At 68.0% G+C, this 21,909-nt stretch carries 23 protein-coding genes and 1 other RNA gene; 20 read left to right on the plus strand and 4 right to left on the minus strand.

The features are described 5' to 3' along the window. The first annotated feature begins 3 nt into the window (after window positions 1–3). Window positions 4–735, plus strand: a complete 732-nt coding sequence (locus tag NAF06_RS06855; RefSeq protein WP_008585055.1) for an RAD55 family ATPase — start codon at window positions 4–6, stop codon at window positions 733–735. A 22-nt stretch (window positions 736–757) separates the two neighbouring features. On the opposite strand, the gene NAF06_RS06860 is transcribed toward NAF06_RS06855, so the two are convergent. Then, the gene (locus NAF06_RS06860; protein ID WP_004597591.1) at window positions 758–1,096 is read right to left on the minus strand and encodes a helix-turn-helix domain-containing protein; all 339 of its coding nucleotides are present in this window, start codon (window positions 1,094–1,096) and stop codon (window positions 758–760) included. Between the two features lie 186 nt (window positions 1,097–1,282). Here NAF06_RS06860 and NAF06_RS06865 point away from each other — a divergent pair, with 186 nt between their 5' ends. The 4 genes from NAF06_RS06865 to NAF06_RS06880 all read left to right on the plus strand — a co-directional run bounded on the left by NAF06_RS06865 (window position 1,283) and on the right by NAF06_RS06880 (window position 4,145). Continuing rightward, window positions 1,283–1,621: a hypothetical protein gene (locus tag NAF06_RS06865; RefSeq protein ID WP_008585053.1), complete on the plus strand. Its 339-nt coding sequence runs from the start codon at window positions 1,283–1,285 to the stop codon at window positions 1,619–1,621. A gap of 390 nt (window positions 1,622–2,011) precedes the next feature. After that, window positions 2,012–2,611, plus strand: coding sequence for an archaellin/type IV pilin N-terminal domain-containing protein (locus NAF06_RS06870; RefSeq protein WP_008585051.1), 600 nt, complete (start codon window positions 2,012–2,014; stop codon window positions 2,609–2,611). 2 nt (window positions 2,612–2,613) lie between these two features. After that, a complete protein-coding gene (locus NAF06_RS06875) occupies window positions 2,614–3,297 on the plus strand; it encodes an archaellin/type IV pilin N-terminal domain-containing protein (protein WP_008585048.1) in 684 nt (227 codons plus the stop codon). Between the two features lie 83 nt (window positions 3,298–3,380). Next, window positions 3,381–4,145, plus strand: a complete 765-nt coding sequence (locus NAF06_RS06880) for a DUF7500 family protein (protein WP_008585046.1) — start codon at window positions 3,381–3,383, stop codon at window positions 4,143–4,145. A gap of 35 nt (window positions 4,146–4,180) precedes the next feature. Here NAF06_RS06880 and NAF06_RS06885 read toward each other — a convergent pair whose 3' ends face one another. After that, a complete protein-coding gene (locus NAF06_RS06885) occupies window positions 4,181–4,627 on the minus strand; it encodes a zinc ribbon domain-containing protein (protein WP_008585044.1) in 447 nt (148 codons plus the stop codon). Between the two features lie 225 nt (window positions 4,628–4,852). Between NAF06_RS06885 and NAF06_RS06890 the strand changes: the two genes are divergently transcribed. From NAF06_RS06890 to flaJ, 10 genes are all read left to right on the plus strand, one after another. After that, window positions 4,853–7,213, plus strand: a complete 2,361-nt coding sequence (locus tag NAF06_RS06890; protein ID WP_008585042.1) for a BGTF surface domain-containing protein — start codon at window positions 4,853–4,855, stop codon at window positions 7,211–7,213. Window positions 7,214–7,318: 105 nt separating this feature from the next. Continuing rightward, a complete protein-coding gene (gene cheY / locus NAF06_RS06895; RefSeq protein ID WP_006628944.1) occupies window positions 7,319–7,675 on the plus strand; it encodes a chemotaxis protein CheY in 357 nt (118 codons plus the stop codon). Further along, entirely contained in the window at window positions 7,675–8,877 is a 1,203-nt protein-coding gene (locus NAF06_RS06900; protein ID WP_008585038.1) for a chemotaxis protein CheC, read from the plus strand. The genes cheY and NAF06_RS06900 overlap by 1 nt, the downstream gene beginning before the upstream one ends. Further along, complete coding sequence (locus NAF06_RS06905; RefSeq protein ID WP_008585036.1) at window positions 8,874–9,455, plus strand: chemotaxis protein CheD; 582 nt, start codon at window positions 8,874–8,876, stop codon at window positions 9,453–9,455. The genes NAF06_RS06900 and NAF06_RS06905 overlap by 4 nt, the downstream gene beginning before the upstream one ends. A 150-nt stretch (window positions 9,456–9,605) precedes the next feature. Continuing rightward, window positions 9,606–11,516: a FlaD/FlaE family flagellar protein gene (locus NAF06_RS06910; RefSeq protein ID WP_008585034.1), complete on the plus strand. Its 1,911-nt coding sequence runs from the start codon at window positions 9,606–9,608 to the stop codon at window positions 11,514–11,516. Then, the gene (gene arlF / locus NAF06_RS06915; protein WP_008585032.1) at window positions 11,506–11,976 is read left to right on the plus strand and encodes an archaellum stator protein ArlF; all 471 of its coding nucleotides are present in this window, start codon (window positions 11,506–11,508) and stop codon (window positions 11,974–11,976) included. The genes NAF06_RS06910 and arlF overlap by 11 nt, the downstream gene beginning before the upstream one ends. Then, entirely contained in the window at window positions 11,977–12,474 is a 498-nt protein-coding gene (arlG, locus tag NAF06_RS06920) for an archaellum stator protein ArlG (protein WP_008585030.1), read from the plus strand. A 1-nt stretch (window position 12,475) separates the two neighbouring features. After that, window positions 12,476–13,225 (plus strand): archaellum protein ArlH, encoded by a 750-nt coding sequence (arlH, locus tag NAF06_RS06925; protein ID WP_008585028.1) that lies wholly within the window; start codon window positions 12,476–12,478, stop codon window positions 13,223–13,225. 71 nt (window positions 13,226–13,296) lie between these two features. Further along, window positions 13,297–14,970: a type II/IV secretion system ATPase subunit gene (locus NAF06_RS06930; protein ID WP_008585026.1), complete on the plus strand. Its 1,674-nt coding sequence runs from the start codon at window positions 13,297–13,299 to the stop codon at window positions 14,968–14,970. A 63-nt stretch (window positions 14,971–15,033) separates the two neighbouring features. Next, the gene (gene flaJ, locus NAF06_RS06935; protein ID WP_008585023.1) at window positions 15,034–16,770 is read left to right on the plus strand and encodes an archaellar assembly protein FlaJ; all 1,737 of its coding nucleotides are present in this window, start codon (window positions 15,034–15,036) and stop codon (window positions 16,768–16,770) included. A 35-nt stretch (window positions 16,771–16,805) separates the two neighbouring features. Here flaJ and NAF06_RS06940 read toward each other — a convergent pair whose 3' ends face one another. Continuing rightward, window positions 16,806–17,729, minus strand: a complete 924-nt coding sequence (locus NAF06_RS06940; RefSeq protein WP_008585021.1) for an NAD-dependent epimerase/dehydratase family protein — start codon at window positions 17,727–17,729, stop codon at window positions 16,806–16,808. Between the two features lie 140 nt (window positions 17,730–17,869). Between NAF06_RS06940 and htpX the strand changes: the two genes are divergently transcribed. After that, window positions 17,870–18,742 (plus strand): zinc metalloprotease HtpX, encoded by an 873-nt coding sequence (gene htpX / locus NAF06_RS06945; RefSeq protein ID WP_008585019.1) that lies wholly within the window; start codon window positions 17,870–17,872, stop codon window positions 18,740–18,742. A gap of 403 nt (window positions 18,743–19,145) precedes the next feature. Here the strand turns inward: htpX and rnpB are convergent. Continuing rightward, an RNA gene (rnpB, locus tag NAF06_RS06950) (RNase P RNA component) lies at window positions 19,146–19,478 on the minus strand. 129 nt (window positions 19,479–19,607) lie between these two features. Here rnpB and NAF06_RS06955 point away from each other — a divergent pair. From NAF06_RS06955 to NAF06_RS06970, 4 genes are all read left to right on the plus strand, one after another. Beyond that, the gene (locus NAF06_RS06955) at window positions 19,608–20,210 is read left to right on the plus strand and encodes a TIGR00296 family protein (protein WP_006628933.1); all 603 of its coding nucleotides are present in this window, start codon (window positions 19,608–19,610) and stop codon (window positions 20,208–20,210) included. 258 nt (window positions 20,211–20,468) lie between these two features. Further along, complete coding sequence (locus NAF06_RS06960) at window positions 20,469–21,284, plus strand: DUF7260 family protein (RefSeq protein ID WP_008585017.1); 816 nt, start codon at window positions 20,469–20,471, stop codon at window positions 21,282–21,284. 2 nt (window positions 21,285–21,286) lie between these two features. Beyond that, the gene (locus NAF06_RS06965; RefSeq protein ID WP_152418751.1) at window positions 21,287–21,466 is read left to right on the plus strand and encodes a hypothetical protein; all 180 of its coding nucleotides are present in this window, start codon (window positions 21,287–21,289) and stop codon (window positions 21,464–21,466) included. Beyond that, complete coding sequence (locus NAF06_RS06970) at window positions 21,463–21,876, plus strand: metal-dependent transcriptional regulator (protein ID WP_008585013.1); 414 nt, start codon at window positions 21,463–21,465, stop codon at window positions 21,874–21,876. The genes NAF06_RS06965 and NAF06_RS06970 overlap by 4 nt, the downstream gene beginning before the upstream one ends. Window positions 21,877–21,909 lie beyond the last annotated feature (33 nt).

A 21,909-nucleotide genomic window follows, 5' to 3' on the forward strand; every position in this document is an offset into this window, starting at 1 on the left:
CGAATGTCAGAACTCGTCTCCACCGGGGTCGAGGGGCTCGACTCCATTCTCACCGGCGGCATCACCGAGCGATCGACGGTCCTCGTCTCGGGGAACCCGGGCACGGGCAAGAGTATCTTCGGAATCCAGTACCTCCACCACGGCGTCTCCGAACACGGCGAGCGCGGCGTCTACGTCTCCTTCGAGGAGGACGAGGCCGACATCCGCGGCGCGGCCGAGTCCGTCGGCTTCGAAGGGTTCGACGAGATGGTCGACGACGGCGACGTCGTCATCTTAGACAAACGCGAGATGCTCCGCGAGACCGACTTCTCGACGGCGGTCGACCGCCTGCTGGACACCGTCGAGGACGGCGACTTCGACCGGCTCGTCCTCGACTCGCTGTCGATGTTCCAGCTCTTCTTCGACGCCGAACAGGAGAAGCGCACGTACCTGCTGAAGTTCTCGGACATCCTCAAGGCGAACGGACTCACCTCGCTGCTCATCAACGAGCAGGGCGCTGTCTTCCCAGACACCGAGGTCGGCTTGGAGAACTTCCTCACCGACGGGAACATCTACTTCATCCAGACGCCGACCGACTCCGGCGTCAACCGCTACGTTTGGGTTGCGAAGATGCGGAAACAGGACATCGACACGGACATCTTCCCGATGGAGATCGGACAGGGAGGGATCACGGTCCACGAGCGCGCGGGCGGCTTCTCGATGATGGGTCGCTCCGACGACCAGCCGTCGTTCTGACGGCGGGGGCCGGTCCGGCCGACTACTCCCGCGAGGAGAGGTCGCGCCAGACGTCGTCGAGCCGGTTCTTCACCGCCGAGCGCTCCTCCACTTCGACGGTGAGGCCGTCGCGGAAGTCGACCTCGACCCCGTCGACCTTCCGGCGGTACACCTTCACGCGCCGGTGTTCGTCCGAGAGCGGCCGGTCGTGTAATTCCAGCAGGTCCGCCTCCTCCAACTCGTTTATCCGTCGGTAACACGTCGCTATCGGGACGTCCAACTGGTCGCTGAGGTCCTGCGCCGACTTCGCGTCGCCCGTCGCCGTCAGGATGTCCGTGTTGTATTTGTTACCGAGTACGGTGATCAGATCGTCCCCCACCATTCACGTTATCGATATTGATTTTTATGGCTTATAAGGGTACCGGTCGTTGCCTCGATCGGCGAACGCTCCGGCTTCGGCGGACGGGAAGGAACCACGCCCGCTTCGACCCGACGCTCGGCTCGACCGTGTTATCGCCGCTGATACCCGCCACCGTGGGTTTATTATCGGCGTTCGAGCAGGAGCAGTATGGAGCTCATCGAGGGGTTGTACCTGATGACCACCACCGTGTTGGCCGGCGCGAGCGCGACGCTCGTCGCCTTTGCGGTCGCGGCCTATCGGTCGTCCGGTCGCACGGCGATGGCGTACCTGGCGGTCGGCTTCGGGCTCGTCGTCCTCGCGGCGGTCGGCACGCCCGCGGTCGCGTTTCGGACGGGGTTCGCGAACCCGGAGGCGCTGTTTCTGGTGAACACCGGGCTGCTCGCGGCGTCGATGGCGCTCGTCGCCGGGAGCCTCGCCGTCTACGAGCCCGGGACACAGGAGTTCGTCATTCCCGAGTCGGAGCTGTCGCGTCTGCGCGACCGGTAGAGAGCGCGGCTACGCTCCCCTCGTAGCTGTCGGACTATGTTTGCGGTCGACCCCGCGCCCGCATAAACGAGACATCGATCCTCGGAAATCGGGGACCTTGGTGTTCCACTTTTCCTACCAATCTCGGCCGTCCCTGACTGCCTGTCCGGTTTCCGGCCAGTCTTCAGGCTTCGGGAGCGCTGCCGCCGATCCGAGACGGATCCAGTCCTGATACTGCCGTGACGAAATCGTTGATAAATTCTGTAACTATTAAGGTGAAAATAGTCCAAAAATCGCAAGACAGCAGTCGTTTATCAATCTGAATAACCGGGCAAGTGATCTTAAGTAGGAACTTCCCATCGCTATCGATAACGCCCACCGGGCAGGCCGGGGGCCGACGCAACACAACCAATGTTCGAAACCATACTGGACGAGGAAGAGCGCGGTCAAGTGGGGATCGGCACTCTCATCGTGTTCATCGCGATGGTGCTGGTGGCGGCGATCGCCGCCGGCGTGCTGATCAACACGGCCGGGTTCCTCCAGACGCAGGCGGAAGCAACGGGCGAAGAGAGTACAAGTCAGGTCTCTGATCGGCTTCAGGTCGTGAGTACCTCCGGGAACGTGACTGAAGATCCGGATGACGCTGGCACTTACGTTGTCGACAACGTCACCTTCGTCGTCGCGAAGGCTCCTGGCGCTGGACTGGTCGATCTGAAAGAAACGACTGTTCAGGTTATCGGAGAACAGGGACAGAACAGCACACAGCTTGATAGCCTTGACGCTAACATCGAGAGCGTCCTTGACGTCAACAATGGCGTTCTCACAGACAATAGCGACCGTGCTGCGCTCCACGTGAATTTCTCTGACCCTGGTGACTTCGCCAACTACAACGAGCTCAGCTCTGGTGAGCAATTAACAGTTACGTTCACGACGGCATCTGGCGCATCGACGACGAAAGAAATCCGCGTCCCGACGACGCTCACGCAGGATCAGGACTCGGTGAGGCTGTAACAATGTTCGAATTCATCACTAACAACGAGGACCGCGGTCAGGTGGGGATCGGCACCCTCATCGTGTTCATCGCGATGGTGCTGGTGGCAGCGATCGCCGCCGGCGTCCTGATCAACACGGCCGGATTCCTCCAGTCACAGGCGGAAGCGACCGGTCAAGAGAGTACGGATCTCGTTTCTGAGCGGATCGACGTGACGAGTACCGTGGGTATCGTGGAAGATAGTGGAATATACGGCCAGACCGTTGGCGACAACCCGCAGAATCTTTCGCAAGTTCGCGTCGGAGTAACGGCTGCGTCCGGTGCCGACCAAATCGACCTGAACAAGACAACCGTTCAGGTCGTCGGTCCGAACGGTCAGGCGACGTTGACCTTCGATGATACGGCAGATGGCTCGTACGGTGATGCCTCCGGCATCAATTCGGGAACGTTCGCTATTCAAAACGCCAGTGGGGGATACATTAGCTCTGACAATGCTGTCCTCAACTCCAGCAATTCGTTCACGCTAGTATTCAATACGAACAACGAACCGCTTGGAGACGGAGAAGACGCCAGTACCGGTGGAGTCCTGTTCGGCGAGAGCGAGTCCTCATCGCTTGACATCGTTTCCCCGTCTGGTGCGACGACATCCGTCGAACTGACTGCTCCGGACCTGTTCAGTAAAAAGGGCGCAGCGGTCCGGCTCTAACGAGCCTCGAATAGCACAGTAACCACCTTGCGGCGGCTCGGCCGCCCGCAACACCTATTCTTCGGCGCGCGCTACCGTGACCCATGAGTGACGACGAGGCGCTGCCGGCCGACCCGGAGGAGCTCGACTTCACCGACGACGAGAACGTCGTCGAGATCGGGGACGGCCGCTACGTCGTCGGGACGAACGGCCGGCCCAACGTCGGCCGGTCGCGCGGGCAGCGTCGCGCTCCGCCCGCGGACGACGACTCCGGCTTCACCGCGGCGGACCCGGCGAACCCCTCGGACCGCCGCCCCGCCGGCGACGACCCGCAGGCGAGCGCGGCCGGTCCCGGCGTCGGCGAACGCGGTCAGCCCACTGGCGGCCAACCCAACGCCGGGGGGCAACCCGGTGGCGGGCGACAGTCCGGTGGGGGGCCGCCCGGCGGCGGGCAACCGCCGCCGAACGCCGCCGGAGGGCAGCGTCGGAACCAGTCCGCAACCGGGGGCGACGCGGTCGACCGACAGGCGGTGAGCCGGTGGCTGGCCGACTCCTTCGAGGGCGACGGGTTCGCGTACGGCATCGACGCGACGCTCCACGCGAACGGCGACACTACCCGCCAGCGGATGGTCTCGAACGACGTGACGGCGACGTTCGACACGCTCATCTCGTGGTTCGCGTCGAACGCCGGCCCGAGTTCGCCGACGCCGGAGGCGATCGGACTGCTGCTCGCCGCGAGCGAGACCACCGTCGACGTCCCGCCGGTGATGATAAAGCGGTTCGCGGCGAGTCAGGGGCTCTCCGCGAGCGACAGCATCGGGGACCTGGTGCGCGCCGCCGAAGAGCAGGGCGGGTTCAGGATCGAGTGACGCCCGTCAGTAGACTGGGACGCTCGCTTCGATCCTCACAGTAGCACGTACAGCGCCACGCCGATCAGGGCGAATATCGCGTAGAGCCCGGCCATCACCTCTCGCTTCAGGGAACTCCCCAGCGGCCGGGCGGTGAGCCGTCGGATCGGCGGGAGGATCGCGATCCCCGCGAGGATCAGCGGGATGGAGCTGATCTTCCCGATGCTGAGCGCGATGACGATCGTTCCGTACCCGACGACGTAACAGCCGCGCCGCCAGAGCTGCTCGCGGTCGTTGAGGTCGGCCATGTCCGCGAAGCCGTCGCCCCCGCCACTGTCGCCGCCTCCCTCTCCGCCGCCCCCGCCGCCGGCGACCTGTTGCGCCTGCCGCTGGACGTACTCGTCGAGCTCCTCGGCCGCGTCCTCCGTCTGCGGAGCGCCACACTCCGCGCAGTATCGGTCTCCGTCGTCGGTCGGCGCGTCACAGCGGGGACACGATGGCATTCTGATCGAAATCCCACTCCCGTCGGATTTAATTCTTCGGGGAACGCCCGATCGGTGAGCCCCGCCGCCGTCTCCCGGTCTCCCCGATCGAGACGTTCGACCTCGCGCTGCGATTTTTGTCGGTGATAATCGAGAGGGTACCCTTTAGTCGGTGACTCGCGGAGTCCCGTCCAACCGACGGTGGGCCGATCCCCGGCCCGCCACTCAAGAACTCACACACACACGATGACATCCGAACGCCCTCCGGACGACGCCGATCTCGCTTCGGCCGACGCTGACCGCCCCGCGGACGATCCGACTCCGCGCGACGAGCGCCCCGCCGCCGCGGAGCAGATCGCGCAGCGCTCGACGCACCGAGCTGCGCTCCTCGCGCTGGTCGCCTGCCTCGCGCTCGTCGTCGCCGCGGCTGCCGGCCCCGGAGCCGTCGCCCTCTCGCCCGAGGCTCCGACCCCGACGGCTCAGGCCGGAGACGCCGCCCCGCTCACCGGCGATGACCGCCGAGCGATCGCCGCCGACCCGTCCGACCGCGCCGAGATCAGCGGCGGGTTCAGCCGGGACGTGTACACGGGTATCGCCGGCGATCCGGTCACGATCAGACACGCCGTCGACGCCTCCGACGGCGACGAGGCGTACCTCCTCATCGGGGGGAACCGGCTCACCGACACGGGACAGTCGGTCGGATTCATCGACGTTATCAGAGTGAGCGGCTCCGAGACCACGATCAACACGCGAACCCTCGGGACCGACGCGACGAACGTCGAGAGCTGTAGCGAGGTCAACTGTAGCATCGAGTTCCGTGACGAGAACGGGGAACCGATTGCTGGAAATCTCTCTGCTGCCCGAAATTCTTCGGAAATTCCGGGCGCGACTGGTGCCGGCGGGCTCCCCCGCCCGATAGCCCCGCAGCGATACCGGCTCGCGATCACCAACGGGACGTTCGTCGTCGAAGACTCCGGGCAGGTGACGCCAGTCGAAATGGCCGGGCGGGCGGAACTCGTCTTAGAGAAGCCGACGCTTCACGAGGAGGTTGAAGTGTTCACCACCGCGGACCGCAGTGATATCCCGGATACCGACCCCGACGCCGAGGAGTCGATCGACGCGCTCCGGGAGAACGGACTCGACCGGACCACGGTAACGAAGGGCGACCGCGTCGTGCTCGGCTTCGAGTCGAGCGGCATCTGGGGCGCGCTCTCGCACTTCGCCGGGTCGACCGAGGACGTACAGGCGGGAACGGAACTCAACCACACCGTCTTGGACAGCTTCCTCGGTGCCGAGGAAGGGGTCTCGCTCCGGGTCCGACAGACCAACCCCGGCCGGAACCAAGCGGCGTCGGAGTTCGATCTCTCGGCGGCCGACTCGGACGACGTCTCCCTGATCCTGGCCGACGCGAGCGAGGGAACGGCCGGCGACGACGACCCGACTGCGGGCCGCTTCTACCTCGTCTTGGACACGAGCGACGGGGGGCCGTTCACGAGGGACCCCGAACCCGGCGACGAGTTCGCCGCCGAGTTCGCGCTGGAGGGAACCGAGGGCGAGCGGTACGCGTTCGCCGACGGCGGCGAGCCGCCCGCGGCGTTCGACGGAACCTCGTCGGCGTCCGGGCAGTTCCCCTACTGGGAGGCGGCGGACGAGACCGTGAGCGCCGAGGCGTCGTTCAGTGTCCGGGAGCGGTACATCCGGTACGACCACGTCACCGACGACGGCGAACTCCTCGTTGAGGCGGACGGCGGAACGGTCACGGGGACGACCTCGATAATTCCGGTCGAGGAGATGGCCGCGAACTTCGTGAATGACGCCGGCGAGCCGATCCGGACGGAGGCGTCGATGGAGGTCTCGGACGGGAACTTCACCATCGACGCCGACCTCGACGACGTTTCGCCCGGCACCCGCCTGAACTACGAGCTGTACCAAGGCACGTCACTCAAGGACAGTCGGAACGTCGTCGTCGTCTCCAACACGTCGGAGCCGGACCGGCTCGCGATCGAGAACGTCACCGCGAACGTCACCGTCATCGAGGACGGGAACCTCTCCGCGCTCGATGTCGACGTTCGCAACGTCGGGGGGGTCGAAGGCGAGGGAACCCTCGCGCTCGACGTCGACGACAGGAACCTCACCGCCTCGCGCGACCTGACGCTGTCCGGGAACGAGTCGCGCACCGTGGCGTTCTCGTCCGTTAGCGTCGACCGTCTCGACCCCGGCGAGTACCAGTTCTCGGTCGCGCTCGACAACGATGTCCGGAACGGGACGCTCGTCGTCACCGACGACCCGGCGAAGACGACGCTCGACGACGATGACGACGCGGGCGACGACGGCAACGGTACCGACGGCGGGGATTCGACCGACTCCTCAGACGCGGGAGAGGGCGGGTCGGCCGACGGCTCGTCGACGGGAAGCGAGAACGGCTCGGAGTCGGAGGATAACGGCTCGGAGTCGGACGGCGACTCCCCGGACCCGGACGGCGAGCCGGGCGGCGAGGACGGGGACGACGGGGCGGCGACGTTCCTCCCGTTCGGCATCGGGACGCGCGAGACGTTCGGCGGAACGGTCCTCGTCGGGGCGACGTACCTCCTCGGTCACTGGGTGTGACTCGCCGTTCGGTTCGCAGCTGCTCCTCGCCTCCCCGATCCATTCTCAGCGCTGAGAACCGCGGGGGAGCGATTAAGTGATCGCTACACCCCGATTCAGACAACAATGGCTACGCGGGTACTCATCGCCGACGACTCGGAGTTCATGCGGAACCTCCTCCGGGAGATCCTCGAAGGAGAGTTCGAGATCGTCGGGGAGGCGGAAAACGGCGTCGAGGCGGTCAACATGTACGAAGAGCACGGGCCGGACCTCGTGATGATGGACATCGTGATGCCGATCCGCGACGGGATCGAGGCGACGACGGAGATCTTAGAGGACAACCCCGACGCGACGGTGATCATGTGTACCAGCGTCGGACAGGAGGAGAAGATGAAGGCGGCGATCAAGGCGGGCGCGGAGGGGTACATCACGAAGCCGTTCCAGAAGCCGAACGTGCTCGACGCCATCGGTTCGGCGGTATAATGCGCGTCGACGTCCGCGCGCTCGGCGCTTGTAACCGTCTCGCGGAGCAGGGGGCGAAACAGGCTGCGGGTGCGCTCTCGGACCTCACCGGGACGGACCTCGCGGTCGAGGTGACCGGCGCGAGCGTCGCCAGCGGCGAGGACCTCGCGGAGTCGTTCGCGGGCCGGGAGTCCATCGGCGTGAGCGTCGGGCTCCGCGGCGGACTGGACGGCGAGGCGGTCCTCGCGTTCGACGCCGTCAACGCCGACGCGCTGCTCTCGCTGCTCCCCGGCGGACAGTCGATGGAGCGGAGCGCGGTGACGGAGGTCGGCAACATCGCGCTGGGCGGGTTCCTCGACGGCTGGGCGAACTACCTCGGGAAGGCGATCGACATGTCGCCGCCGCGGTACTTCGAGGCGGACGGCGCGGCGGTGCTGCCGGACGGGGCGCTCGCCGGCGACGGCGTGTTCCTCTTCGAGAGCCGGCTGGACGCGACGACGACGGACCTCGACTTCTCCATCTACATGCTGCCCGACTCGGGCCCGTTCCGGGACCTCATCGTCGGGAAGACGGCCCCCGCGGCGGCGGCCGGTGACGCGCCCGGCGCGGCGGCGAACGACGGCACCACCAGCACGGCGGTCCCCTACGAGTCGCTGTCGACGTTCTCGTCGCTGGCGAAGGAGGGGTCGGCCAACGCCGCCGACAACATCGCGATGATGACCGGGCTGGAGACGAGCGTCGACGTGAGCCGGCTCCGGTTCGTCCCGCTCGCCGACGTGCCCGCGGAGGTCGGCACCGAGCCGCACGCGGGTACGGTGTTCGAGCTACAGGGCCAGCCGAGCGGCTACCTCGCCATCCTCTTCGAGGAGTCGTCGGCGGCGGCCGTCGCGGACGCGATGCTCCCGATGGAGCCCGACGAACCGCTCGGCGACATGGCCGAGAACGCGCTCTGCGAGCTCGGCAACGTGATGACGAGCGGGTTCATCGACGGCTGGGCGAACGTGCTCGGCACGACGATCACGCACTCCCCGCCGGAGTTCGTCCACGACATCGGCGCGTCGACGATCAGCCCGCTCGTCGCGAAGCTGAGCGAGCGACAGGACTACGGGTTCGTGATCGACACCGCCATCCGGACGGAGGGGATTCAGGCGCGGTGCGACGTGTACGCGCTCCCCGACGAGCGCGAACTAGCCCGGGCGCTCGACCAGCTCTCAGAGTCGTGACCCGCTCGCTCTCCGACGATCGGCCGGACGACCCGGCGGACCGAACGGGGAGCGACGCGGTCGCCGACGCGGAGCCGACCGCCGTCACCGGCGGTCCTTCGGCCGACGACCGCGGCCGGATCAAGGTCGGCGTGGGCGAGCTCGCGGTCACGAGCGAGGACGCGACGCTGACGACCAGCGGCCTCGGCTCCTGCGTCGCGGTCGCGCTCGTCGACGAGCGGGCGGGCGTCCGCGGGCTCCTCCACGCCATGCTGCCGGCGGGCGAGGGGCGAACCACGGCCGCCTCCCGGCCCGCGAAGTACGTCGACACCGGGGTCGACACCCTGATCGCGGCCATCGACGACGCCGGCGGCGACCCCCGGCGATTGGAGGCGCGGGTCGCCGGCGGGGCCGAGATGCTCGACCTCACCGACGCGGTCGGGCCGCGGAACGTCGAACGGGTCGGCGAAGTGCTCGACGCGGCCGGCGTTCCGATCGTCGCCAGCGACGTCGGCGACACCGTCGGCCGGACGGTTCGGTTCGGTCCCGACGGCCGCCTCGTCGTCAGGGCCGCGGACGGGTTCGAACGCGCGATCTGACCGCCGTTCGACCGCCGGCTTCTCACCTCTGCGTTTCGCGTTCTCCCGTTACAGCGCTCCGTCGGAGCGATTTCCGTCTCGTGACGTGCTTTCTCATGGCTGATATTTTGAGGGGTGAATTGAAGTAGCTTCTGCGGGTCGTACACGGTAATGGGCCTCGAACTACCGGTGTGGGGAGCTCCAACCGCCGCCTGGGCAGTCGCCACGCTGGGGCTCGTCGGTGCGAGCGTCCTCGACAGGTTCCTCGACGACGACGGATCCGACGACGACGGTTCCGGTGGTATGGACGGTAACGACGACCCCTTCGGCGGCGACATGGGCGGCGGAGGGATGGGCGGCGGCATGGGCGGTGGCGACGGCGGCGGTGGCGGCGGCGGCGACGGCTTCGACGACTTCGACGGCATGGACGAGTGGGACGACGAGTTCGACGACGGCGGCGGCGGCGGTGGCGGTGCCGCGACCGACGAGCTGGAGAACCGGCTCGACGAACTGGAGAACGAGGTCGCCTCGCTCTCCTCGACCGTCTCGACGGTCCGCTCCGAGAACGAGGAGATCTCCGCCGCGGTCGACGACATCGAGGAGGACGTCCGCAACCTCCTCGACATCTACGAGATGGTCACGCGCGGCATCAACCCCTTCGTCGACGACGGCGGCGGCTTCGACAGCGTCGCCGGCGGCGGCGAGGGCTCGTTCGGCATCTTCGACGACGAGGACGGCGGCGAGGAGGAGGACCTCGACGAGGACGTGGCGAACGCGGACGCCGACGGGTTCTTCGACGACGACCTCCTCGACGAGGAGGAGTCGGACGGCTTCGACGACGAGGCCGACGACGGCGGCGAGTTCGACGACCTCGACGGCGACCTCGACGACGGGGACGGGTTCGACGACCTCGACGACGACTTCGGGGAACTGGACGACGACAGCACGGACGACGCCGCGTCCGAGACCGAAACGGCGGACGACGGAGACGATATGAACGACGATGGAAAGAGTTTCAGCGAACTGAAAGAAGAGTACGATTCCGGGGAGGCCGACTGGGCCGAGGAGGGCGACGACGCCGCGGACGAGGACCCGTTCGACGACGGGGATGACTCGTTCGACGACCCCGGCGACGAGACCGACTCGTTCGGCGAGGCCGACGACGGCTTCGAGGACGACGGCTTCGAGGACGACGGCCTCGGGGACGACCTCGGCGGCGTCGACGACGGCTTCGACGAACCGGCCGACCCGGAGCCGGCCGGGACAGCCGCCGACCCCGAACCGGCCGCAGACCCCGAACCGGCCGCCGACCCCGCGCCCGACCGACAGCCCGGCGGCGATCCCGCCGAGGCCTCCGGGGGCTTCCAGTACGTCGGCGAGGACGACCTCTCGAGCGGGAGCGGCCGTGGCAAGCCGTACCTCACCGAGCTGCCCGGCGACTACGTGGGCGACCTCCTCGTGATGGAGTGGCTGGAGTTCCTCGTCTCCGAGAGCGACGTCACCGACGCGGTGCGCGCGATCAACTACTACGAGCGGATCGAATGGATCGGCCCCGACGCCGCGGCGCGGCTCCGGGACTTCCTCTCCGGGTTCGGCACCATCGACCGCAACCTCGTCGACCGGCCGGGCACCGACCGGCTCGTCCGCGAGCACCACACCCGCAGCCTCCGATACGTGACCCAGCTCAACGGCACCAACAGCCACACGGTCCTCCTGGACCGCTGGGACGACCTCGCCGGGGGGTCGCTCGTCGGCGGCGGGCGACCGGTCGGCGGTCGCCGGGGCGGCCGCCACCGCGGGCGGGGCGACTCCGGCCACGACGGCCGAGCGAACCGCGCCGACCGCAACGGCCACGACGGCCGCGGCGAGCCGCCGGCACCGGAGCGGAACGGTCACGGTGCGTCCGGTCACAGCGACGCGCCCGATGCCCGGGAGCGGCGGACGAACGGCGCGGACCACGGCGATGCGGACCACCGCGACGACCGACGCGATCGGAACGGCTCGACGCGACCGATGAACGACCCGAATCCCCGTTCCGACCGCGCCGATCCGGCCGACGGAGGGTGGGGAGATGGGCGTTAGCGTCTCCGCGTCCACGGCCATCATCGTCGCGGGGCTGTTCTTCGCGTTCACGACGTTTTACCCCGTGGCGGCCAACGGGCTCGACCGCGTCTCCGAAGCGCAACACGGCGTCAACGAGCGCGCGCTCGAACGCCAGAACACCGACTTCACCGTGACGAACGCGACCACCGACGGGACGACGCTCACGGTCAACGCCACGAACGAGGGCTCCGTCGGGCTCGTCGCCGACGACGCGACGCTCGTCGTCGGCAACGAGTACGTCGACGCGGGCGGGCCGAACGCGAGTACGACCGTCGACGGCGACGGCGACACCGCGCTCTGGCTCGGCGACGAGACGCTGCGCGTCGAGATCGCCGAGAGCGACCTCTCGACCGACGTGGTCGGGAACGAGACCCGCGTCGTCCTCGTCGTCGAGTCCGGCGTCCGCGACGCCGCGACCGTGACGGAGGTGAGCGCGTAGATGGCCAGCGTTCCCGTCTCGCACCTCATCCTGTTCATCGCGAGCCTCGTCATCGCCGCCGGCGTCGTCGGCACGATCACCACCGGCGTCGACCGGGTGAGCGCCGCCGTCGACGACGCGGGACTCGACGCGACCGAACAGCTCCGGACCGACGTGACGATCATCTCCGACGCGAACGCGGGGGTGTACAACGCGAGCGGCGACCAGAACGTGACGCTGCTGATCAAGAACACGGGCACCTACCGGCTCGCGCCCGACGGTTCCGACCTCGACGTCGTCCTCGACGGCTCGTACGTCCGGCCGGGCGCGCTCTCCGGGGAGCTCGTCTCCGCGGACGGCGCGAACGCCTGGGGGCGCGGCGACGTGCTCCGGCTCACGGTCGACGTCAACGAGATCGAGGAAACGAGCGACGGCCTCGCCGACGGCGACCACCGGGTGTTCCTCTCGGTGAACGGCGACGAGGAGCTGTTCCAGTTCCGCGTGGAGGGGGAGAACTGAGATGCCCCACGACAACCTGCTCTCCTTAGGCCTCGGCGACCGCGACCGGCTGAACAAGGAGCTCGGCGGCGGCATCCCGCGCGGCAGCATCGTCCTCATGGAGGGCGACTACGGGGCCGGCAAGAGCGCCATCTCCCAGCGGTTCGCCTACGGGCTGGTTCAGGAGGGCGCGTCGGTGACGATGATGTCGACGGAGCTCACCGTCCGCGGCTTCATCGACCAGATGCACTCGCTGGAGTACGACATGGTGAAGCCCCTCCTTCAGGAGGAACTGCTCTTCCTCCACGCCGACTTCGACTCCGGCGGTGCGTTCTCCGACGACGACGGCGAGCGCAAGGAGCTGCTCAAGCGGCTGATGAACGCCGAGGCGATGTGGAACTCCGACGTGGTGTTCCTCGACACGTTCGACGCCATCTTCCGGAACGACCCCACGTTCGAGGCCTTGGTCCGGAAGAACGAGGAGCGACAGGCCGCCCTCGAGATCATCTCCTTCTTCCGCGAGATCATCTCGCAGGGGAAGGTGGTGGTGCTCACCGTCGACCCCTCCGCGGTCGACGACGAGGCGATCGGTCCGTTCCGCTCCATCGCCGACGTGTTCCTCGAACTGGAGATGATCGAGGTCGGTAACGACATCCGGCGACAGATCAACGTCAAGCGGTTCGCGGGCATGGGCGAGCAGGTCGGCGACACGATCGGGTTCTCGGTCCGTTCCGGAACCGGTATCGTGATAGAGAGCCGCAGCGTCGCCTGACACATGACCCGCAGACGCACAGTCGGTCCGCGCGCCCGGACCGCGATCAACACGGCGACCCAGCGTGGGACATGACCGAACACGGCACCGCCAAACCGTCCGACGAGCTCCGGAAGGCCGCCATGCGGCGGCCCCACCTCCGGGAACACCTCCGCGAGTTCAAACAGATCACGGGGGAGTTCCCGCAGTTCATCGAGGAGCCGAAAGACGAGTACGAGTCGCCCCGCCCGAACGTCATCTACCCCGTGGGCGGTCCCATCTACAGCCACATCTACGGCGACCTCGGGCAGGACACGAAGTACTACGCCATCGAGCCGGAGGTCACCGGTCCGCAGGTGGAGGTGCTCAACGAGGTGAAAAACCGGCTGCTTACCGCCAGCGGCCAGCACACCGCGCCGGACAACGAGGCGGAGTACGACGACCTCATCGAGGAGCTGTTAGAGGAGGTGACCCACGTCGACGACTCGGCCTCCGGCTGGCGGAAGGGCCTCTCGAAACTGAAGAACTTCGGGAAGCTGTCGGTCACCGAGGAGACCTACGAGAACATCCGGTACCGGCTCAACCGCGACATCGTCGGGCTCGGCCCCCTCGAACCGGTGATGCGCGACCCGGCCAACGAGGACATTCACGTCATCGGCCCCAAGGAGTGTCACGTCGATCACGGCACGTTCGGCATGCTGGAGACGACCGTCGACTTCGGCACGCCACAGGAGTTCGACAACTGGCTGCGCAACATGGGCGAGCGGATCGGCGACCCCCTCTCCGACTCCGACCCCATCGTCGACTCCACGCTGCCGGACGGGTCGCGTATCAACATCATCTACTCCGACGACGTCTCGCTGAAGGGCTCCTCGCTCACGATCCGGCAGGGCGAGGAGGTCCCCCTCTCCATCAACCAGATCACCAACTGGGGGACGCTCTCGCCGGAGCTTGCGGCGTACCTCTGGCTCTGTCTGGAGAACGAGCAGACCGTGTTCGTCGTCGGCGAGACGGCGTCCGGGAAGACGACGACGCTGAACGCCATCCTCTCGTACATTCCCGACGACTCGAAGATATACACCGCGGAGGACACCGCCGAGGTCATCCCGCCGCACAACACGTGGCAGCAGCTGTTGACACGCGAGGGCGGCGGCGAGGGCTCCTCGGACGTCGACATGTTCGACCTGGTCGCCGCCGCGCTGCGGTCGCGTCCCGACTACATCATCGTGGGGGAGGTCCGCGGTGCCGAGGGGCGCATGGCGTTCCAGGCGGCCCAGACCGGTCACCCGGTCATGCTGACGTTCCACGCGTCGGACATCGTCTCGATGATCCAGCGGTTCACCTCCGAGCCGATCAACGTCCCGGAGACGTTCATGGACAACGCCGACGTGGCGCTGTTCCAGAACCGCGTGAAACAGGGCGATCAGGTCCTGCGCCGGGTGACGAGCGTTCAGGAGATCGAGGGGTACTCCAAGGAGATGGAGGGGGTCGTCACCCGCGAGGTGTTCAGCTGGGACCCCGTCGAAGACGAGATCGTCTTCCAGGGGATGAACAACTCCTACGTGTTAGAAGAGCAGATCGCGACGCTGCTCGGGTACGCGGACACCCGCGACATCTACGACGACCTCGACTTCCGCGCGGAGCTGATCGAGCGGATGATCCAGGAGGGGATCTTGGGCTACCACGAGGTGAACGACGCGATCAACTCCTTCCAGCGCGACGGCGTCGAGGGGCTTCCCTTCGACATGCACCGGAACACGAGGTAGCGATCATGAAGGCACGCGCGACGACCGAGGCGAACGCGACGACCGCGAGGAGGGTGTACTGAGATGGCGGTAAAGGAGATGGGCGACGGGCTCGCGACGGCCGCGCAGCTGACCTCCGAGGTCATGGAGTCGTACGACAAGCTCGACATCTCCAAGCGGAAGTACGTCGGGCTCGTGTTGATGCCGGCCGTGCTCGTCTTCCTCGCGAGCGTCGTCGGGCTGGTCGCGCTCCCGCTCCCCATCGCCGCCCGGGTTCCGATCCCGATGTTCGGCGCGCTCGTGCTGTTCGCGGCCGTCATCTACCCGAAGATCTACCTCTCCAGTCTGGAGACGAAGATCGACAACCAGCTGCACCTCGTGATGACGCACATGACGGTGCTGTCGACGACGAACATCGACCGCATGGAGGTGTTCCGAACGCTGGCGAAACAGGAGGAGTACGGCGTCGCCGCCGAGGAGATCGGTCGCGTTGTCCACCTCGTCGACACGTGGAACCAGAGCCTCGACGACGCGTGTCGTCGCCGGGCCGAGGAGGTCCCCTCCGACGCGATGGCCGACTTCTTCGACCGGCTCGGCTACACGATGGGCGCAGGGCAGTCGTTAGAGGAGTTCCTCGTCTCCGAGCAGGACGTGATGCTCGCGCAGTACGAGACCCGCTACGAGTCCGCGCTCTCGAACCTGGAGGTGATGAAGGACCTGTACATGTCGATGATCCTCTCGATGACGTTCGCCTTGGTGTTCGCGGTCGTCCTCCCGATCCTCACCGGCAACGACCCGACCGCGACGGTCGCGGCCGTCATCGTCCTCTTCGTGTTCGTCCAGCTCGGCTTCTACGCGATGATCCGCGCGACGTCCCCGTACGACCCGATCTGGTACCACCCGGACGAACGCGCCCCCGGCGACCTGAAGCTGTGGGCGTCGCTCATCGGCGGCGGCGCGCTCTCGTTCGTGATCATCGGGATCACGGCCGCCGGGATGTTCGGGTACGGGCCGGGGCTGCCGGGACTCCTCTTCTTCCTCGACGACGTCCGGCTGCCGCTGTACCTCGCGGTCCCCATCTCCCCGCTCATCGTCACCGGCGTGGTCCTCCGGCAGGAAGAGCAGGCGATCACCGCCCGCGACGGCGAGTTCCCGTCGTTCGTCCGCGCGCTCGGGGCGACGGAGAGCGCGAAGCAGTCGACGACGACCGACGTGCTCACCACGCTCCGCGACAAGAACTTCGGGAAGCTCTCCGAGTCGATAGAGCGGCTCTACCGGCGGCTCAACATGCGGATCAGCACCGAGGGCGCGTGGCGGGCGTTCACGCGCGACACGCGCTCGTACCTGATCCAGAAGTTCTCCGAGATGTACCTCGTCGGTCGCCGGATGGGCGGGGACCCGAAGATGCTCGGCGAGCTGATCTCGAAGAACATGAACGCCGTCAACCAGCTGCGCGAGCAGCGCCGGCAGGCGGCGATGACGTTCATCGGGCTGCTGTACGGGATCACGGCGGCGGCGACGTTCGCCTTCTTCATCGGGCTGGAGATCGTCGCCATCCTCGCGGACCTGACCGCCGACTTCGGGCTCGAAGAGATGGACATCGGCCAGATCGTCTACCCCGGGGCCTACGACATCCCGCTCATCGAGTACCTGCTGCTCACGGTGGTCCTGTTCAACGCGGCGCTCTCCTCGCAGATGATCCGCCGGATCGACGGCGGCAACCCGGCGAACGGCTACATCCACTTCGTCCTCCTGACGTGGCTCGGCGCGGTCACCGCCATCGCGACGCGGACGCTGGTCAACGCGATCCTGTCGATCTGAGGGCGGTCCGTTCCCGGGGACCGACCGGCCCGCGGCTACCCCTCGAACAGCGTCGGCTCGGTGACGGCCTCGTCAGCGGCGTCGCGCCACGAGCGCGACGGTTCCCAGTCGAACAGCCGCTCGGCCTTGTCGATCGCGTACGCGCCACGGTCGTCGCCCTCCTCGACGGCGCAGTCGTCGGGGACGCCGCCGTACGCCTCGCGGAGGAGGTCGAGCAGCGGGCGGCCGAGCGCGTTGTCGGCCGCGACGCAGTTCACCGCCTCGTGGGTGCCGGGTTCGACCGAGGTGTCGTCGTCGCCCGTCGCCGCGAGCGCGGCCGCGACGAGGTCGGCCACGTCGCGGACGTCGACGTACGACCAGAAGTTGCCCGCGCCGGCGTCGAGGTCGTCGACGTACTCGTCCGCGCGGCAGGCGTACGCGCCGGGGTACTGGATCCACGACGGGCGGATCGAGACGGCGGGCACGTCGTGGCGGCGCGCGACCGCGCCCGCCGCCGCCTCCGCGGTCACCTTCGAGAGCCCGTACGGGTCCTCCGGGCGGAGCGGGTGCGTCTCGCGGATCGGCAGCCCCTCCGGGAGCGGCGTCGGGTCGGCGAAGAAGAAGCCGTACGCGCCGTCGCTGGAGGCCTGAACGACCCGCGCGCCGGCGCGGCCGGCGGCGTCGAGGACGTGTTTCGCGGCGAGCGCGTTCGTCTCGAACACCCGGCCCTCGGGGTGGGTGCCGGCGACCGGAATCGCGGCCCAGTGGACGACGGCGTCGGGGTCGACCGCGGCGACGACGTCGAGCGCCTCGCCGCGCTCCGCGAGGTCGGCCGCGCGGAACGAGACGTGTGGCGCGGGGTCGACGCCGAGCCCGGGGTGGTCGTAGTCGACGACGACGACCTCGTAGTCGCCGGCGAGCCGGTCGGCGACCCAGCGCCCGGAGGCCCCGCGGCCGCCCGTGACGAGTACCGTTTCCATGCGAACGCCTCGCGCAGCGCGGGCAAAAGGCCGTTGTTCGCCGTCGACCGGGTCCGTCCGGGACCGACTCCGGCCGCAAATCGACGACCGCGCCTTCCCGCTCCGGCAGGCTTTAACGCGCTGAACGATTATTCAACACCATGGAATGGAAGACAGATTGGGGGTTACGTGGACGGATGGGACTGACGATGTTCCTCCTGTTCGCCCTCTACGTCGCTTTCGTCGGTGTCCTCCTGACGTTCTTCGACGTGGGTAACCTGACGGTCCTGCTCATGCTCGGCGGGTTCTCGCTCGCGCAGTACTTCTTCAGCGACAAGCTGGCGCTCCGGAGCATGGGGGCCCGCGAGGTCGACCCCGACGAGTACCCCGGCCTCCACCGCCGGATCGAGCGGCTGAGCCAGCAGGCCGACCTGCCGAAGCCGACCGTCGCGGTCGCGAACACGCAAGTGCCGAACGCGTTTGCCACCGGCCGGAACAAGAAGAACGCCACCGTCGCGGTGACGACCGGCCTCTTGGAGAGCTTAGACGAGGACGAGCTGGACGGCGTCCTCGCCCACGAACTGGCGCACGTCAAGAACCGCGACGTGATGGTGATGACCATCGCCTCGTTCCTCTCGACTATCGCCTTCTTCATCGTGCGGTGGGGGTGGCTGTTCAGCGGCGACAACCGGCAGGGCGCGCCGGTCATCGTGGCGATCCTCGTGTCGCTGGTCGTCTGGGTGATCTCGTTCCTGCTCATCCGCGCGCTCTCGCGCTACCGCGAGTACTCCGCGGACCGCGGCGCGGCGCTGATCACCGGCCAGCCCGGCGCGCTCGCCTCGGCGCTGATGACGATCGACGGCCGGATGGACAAGGTTCCCAAGGAGGACCTCCGCGAGGAGGCGGAGATGAACGCGTTCTTCATCATCCCGATCAAGGCCGGCTTCGTCGGCCGGATCGCCTCCACGCACCCGTCGACGGAGAACCGCATCGAGCGGCTCCGCGAGATGGAGAAGGAACTGGAAACGGCCTGATACGAATTTCAGTCTAATCTTCGTCGAGTTCCCGTTTCGCGTGCGTCCGAGGCTCCAGCCGTTCGACCGTACGTAACTTCCTTCGCTGAGAGTGACTCCGTGAACGGGGCCACCGAAGCCCCAACCGGGAGGACTCGCGCGGCTCGCTGTGCGCTTCGGTCGCTCACTTCGTTCGCTCCCTCCAGTGCTTGCGTCGCCGTGCTTCGCCCTCTCGGCTGCCCCTTCGAGTCCCGCCCCGCACCGCACAGCACCTCATGCCTCCCCAGCCTCGTCGGTCGCCCTCCGCGTTGCTCCGGGCGACCGACTCCCTCGCGCGTGCTGCTCGGCCGCAGCGCGGCCTCGCAGGCACGCGCCGGTTGTATCTCGTCAAGAGAGGTAGTCGCGCCGCTCGTCGGTACGAGCGGACTGAGGGGAGTAAGCCCCCTTCGGTTCGTCCCGACATTCGGCTGAGCGTCCGTGCCGTGGCCGGACTACCTTGTGGCACGGACTTGCACCGGCGAGGATTCGCCGTTCCATCCGTTCCCGCCCGTCCGTGGCGTGGCGGAGCCACGCGCCCTCTCCGGGTTAACTCCCTTCCCTCGCGGGTCGGTTCGCACGGATCATCGGTCGGGGCGGGGGGTGTCGTTGCTGTTCCAGCGCCAGCCGTCTCCGACTCCGGGCGTGTGCCCGGTCGCCTGTCCGGCCGGTGGGGGGACTTTCCTCATGCCGGAGGCACGGGAGTCGGGCTCCCTCTGTCCGGTTCGCCCTTTCGCCCGCCGGCGAATAAGCGGTTCGGTCGGGCGCGTCTCCGGCGAGACGTCGGAAGCGCCGCGAGAACGCTGTTCCAAGGGAAGCGTTCAAGTCGTCAGCAACGTAATAGTCTCTCATGTCCGAGGCTCAGACCGTTCAGCTGTCGTACGACGACGGTGCACGAGCGGTCGAACTCGCGCGGGAAGCGGTCGAGTCGTTCGTCCAACACGGACAACGCGAACAACCCGGCAGCATGCGGGAGGCGTTCTACGCCCGCACCGGAGCCTTCGTTCGACTCGAATCGACGCGGGGCCGCGGCCGCCTCCGCGGCTGCGCCGGCGCGTGGGAGACCTCCGACCAGCTCGGCCACGCAATCGTCGAGGCCGCCATCAAGGCGGCGTCCGACGACTCCTGCGGCTCCGAGGTGGAGCCCAAGGAGCTCGACAACCTCACGGTCTCGGTGTTCGTCGTCTCGAACTCCGTCCTCACGAACGATCCGCTCGAAGACCTCGAGATCGGCACCCACGGCGTCGCCGTCGACAGCGGCAACGCCCACGGCTGGCTCTACCCGACGGTCCCCGTCGAGAACGGCTGGTCCGGCGCGGAGTTCCTCTCGCGCGCCTGCCGGAAGGCGAAGCTCTCGCCCACCGCGTGGCAGGAGGAGGACACGATGGTGACGCTCATCGAGGGGCAGGTGTTCCGAGAGCGCGCCGACGGCGGTGCCGTCGAGGAGCTGTAACCCGCCCGGCCGCACCGCCCGGCCGCCCCGTACGGTCCCGTCTGATCGATCGCCCCCCGACCGCGTTCTCCCGCTCGACGCCGACCGCAGAGCCGCGGCCCCGTCCGTCGCGTCCCGGTCCGTCGCGCCCCGCTCTCGACGCCCAATTTCTTAGGCCGTCCTAAAAATCGGTGGCTTTTTGATGTTTTAGGTTGGCCTAAAATCCATGAGACGCTCGGACGACGCGCGCGCAGACCCCTCCGACGGCGGTGATCCGCGATGAGCGTCGAAACTCACGTCGACCGCGCTCGCGACCGCGTGGCCGCCGAGCGCGACGCCGTCGCGGACGAGCGACGGGCCTACGAGCGCTTCGGATCCGCCGTCGCGTCGATCCCCACGACTTCCGGGCCGACGGCCGCCCGCGGGGAGACGACCGCCGGCACCGGACCGGGGACCGGCGGCGTCCGCGCGGCCGTCGGCGGACGGGCCGCCTCGGCGACCGACGGCTGCCGGCGGGTCCGCGAGGCGTTCGCCGAGACGGTGCGCCCGCACAGCGTCGCCGACCGGGCCGCCGACGAGCCCCTGTTGGCGACGGTCCGCGAAGAGTTGGGCGACGCCGTCGCGGTCGCGCTCTCGCCGAAGACGGACCACGACTTCACCCCGCCGGTCGCGTCCGCGATCGGGTCCGCCGTCGACGACCGGCTCGCGGAGATCGCGGTGTTCGACCGGACGTTAAAGCGGGAGGCCGCGTCCCTCCGGTCGGCGGGCGAGACGATCCGGGAGGTCACCGACTGGCTGGCGGCCGCGGACGAGACGCCCCTCCTGACGCTCGGGTTCGACGAGCTACGCCGCCGCCACGAGGCGCTCGCGGACCGGATCGCGACCTGCGAGTCGCTGCTCGCGGACCGGCAGGCAGACCTCGACCGGACCGCCAGCCGCGGCGCGTCGGTCGGGCTCCGGCAGCGCTCGACGGTCGCGTACCTCTACGACGACTTCCCGGTGTCGTATCCCGTCCTCTCGACCGTCGCGCGGCTCGTCGAGACCCTCACCGAGTGCCAGCGGGCGGTCCGCGACCACCTGACGCGGAGGGCGTGACCGTGTCGGACTCGCCGCGCCGCACTCGGGCGACCGGCTGGGCGTGGGCCTGCCTCGCGCTGTTCGGCGGCGACGCCGAAAGCGTCGACCCCGAGAGCGCCGACCCGCGCGAGGACGAGTCGAGAGACGACGGGATGAGCGGAGACGGAGCGAGCGAGGGCAGTCCGACCGCCCCGGAATGACGAGCGAGACGGAGTACCTGCTCGCGCTGTACATCGCGGAACAGCGGTCGTCGCCGCCGGTCCCGCCGGGGCGGATCGCCGACGCGGTCGGGCGGTCGCCCGCCGCGACGACGGAGATGCTCCAGCGGCTCGAAGACCGCGGGCTCGTGGACCGGAAGCCGTACGACGGCGTGGCGCTGACCGAGGCGGGCCGGGAGCGCGCCGCTGACCGCCACGAGGCGTACGTCGCGCTCTCGTGGTTCTTCCGCGACGCGCTGGGGCTCGACGCCCACGAGCGCGAGGCGATGGAGATGTCGGGGCTGGTGAGCCCGACGGTCGCCGACCGGCTCGTCGACCTGCTGCTCGACGAGGTGCCGAACGAGCCGGCCGCTCCCGGAGCGCTGTCGCTCCCGCGGTCGGACGCGGACTGAAAAAGGGAGATTCGGCAGATCGACGCTCGGCCG

This window comes from Halorubrum hochsteinianum, assembly GCF_023702125.1.
Classification (GTDB): Archaea; Halobacteriota; Halobacteria; order Halobacteriales; family Haloferacaceae; genus Halorubrum; species Halorubrum hochsteinianum.

Bases quoted from the DNA above. Each gene is read 5' to 3' on its own strand.
- NAF06_RS06855 (WP_008585055.1), top strand. From the start codon at position 4: ATGTCAGAACTCGTCTCCACCGGGGTCGAGGGGCTCGACTCCATTCTC.
- NAF06_RS06860 (WP_004597591.1), bottom strand. From the start codon at position 1,096: ATGGTGGGGGACGATCTGATCACCGTACTCGGTAACAAATACAACACG.
- NAF06_RS06865 (WP_008585053.1), top strand. From the start codon at position 1,283: ATGGAGCTCATCGAGGGGTTGTACCTGATGACCACCACCGTGTTGGCC.
- NAF06_RS06870 (WP_008585051.1), top strand. From the start codon at position 2,012: ATGTTCGAAACCATACTGGACGAGGAAGAGCGCGGTCAAGTGGGGATC.
- NAF06_RS06875 (WP_008585048.1), top strand. From the start codon at position 2,614: ATGTTCGAATTCATCACTAACAACGAGGACCGCGGTCAGGTGGGGATC.
- NAF06_RS06880 (WP_008585046.1), top strand. From the start codon at position 3,381: ATGAGTGACGACGAGGCGCTGCCGGCCGACCCGGAGGAGCTCGACTTC.
- NAF06_RS06885 (WP_008585044.1), bottom strand. From the start codon at position 4,627: ATGCCATCGTGTCCCCGCTGTGACGCGCCGACCGACGACGGAGACCGA.
- NAF06_RS06890 (WP_008585042.1), top strand. From the start codon at position 4,853: ATGACATCCGAACGCCCTCCGGACGACGCCGATCTCGCTTCGGCCGAC.
- cheY (WP_006628944.1), top strand. From the start codon at position 7,319: ATGGCTACGCGGGTACTCATCGCCGACGACTCGGAGTTCATGCGGAAC.
- NAF06_RS06900 (WP_008585038.1), top strand. From the start codon at position 7,675: ATGCGCGTCGACGTCCGCGCGCTCGGCGCTTGTAACCGTCTCGCGGAG.
- NAF06_RS06910 (WP_008585034.1), top strand. From the start codon at position 9,606: ATGGGCCTCGAACTACCGGTGTGGGGAGCTCCAACCGCCGCCTGGGCA.
- arlF (WP_008585032.1), top strand. From the start codon at position 11,506: ATGGGCGTTAGCGTCTCCGCGTCCACGGCCATCATCGTCGCGGGGCTG.
- arlG (WP_008585030.1), top strand. From the start codon at position 11,977: ATGGCCAGCGTTCCCGTCTCGCACCTCATCCTGTTCATCGCGAGCCTC.
- arlH (WP_008585028.1), top strand. From the start codon at position 12,476: ATGCCCCACGACAACCTGCTCTCCTTAGGCCTCGGCGACCGCGACCGG.
- NAF06_RS06930 (WP_008585026.1), top strand. From the start codon at position 13,297: ATGACCGAACACGGCACCGCCAAACCGTCCGACGAGCTCCGGAAGGCC.
- flaJ (WP_008585023.1), top strand. From the start codon at position 15,034: ATGGCGGTAAAGGAGATGGGCGACGGGCTCGCGACGGCCGCGCAGCTG.
- NAF06_RS06940 (WP_008585021.1), bottom strand. From the start codon at position 17,729: ATGGAAACGGTACTCGTCACGGGCGGCCGCGGGGCCTCCGGGCGCTGG.
- htpX (WP_008585019.1), top strand. From the start codon at position 17,870: ATGGAATGGAAGACAGATTGGGGGTTACGTGGACGGATGGGACTGACG.
- NAF06_RS06955 (WP_006628933.1), top strand. From the start codon at position 19,608: ATGTCCGAGGCTCAGACCGTTCAGCTGTCGTACGACGACGGTGCACGA.
- NAF06_RS06960 (WP_008585017.1), top strand. From the start codon at position 20,469: ATGAGCGTCGAAACTCACGTCGACCGCGCTCGCGACCGCGTGGCCGCC.
- NAF06_RS06970 (WP_008585013.1), top strand. From the start codon at position 21,463: ATGACGAGCGAGACGGAGTACCTGCTCGCGCTGTACATCGCGGAACAG.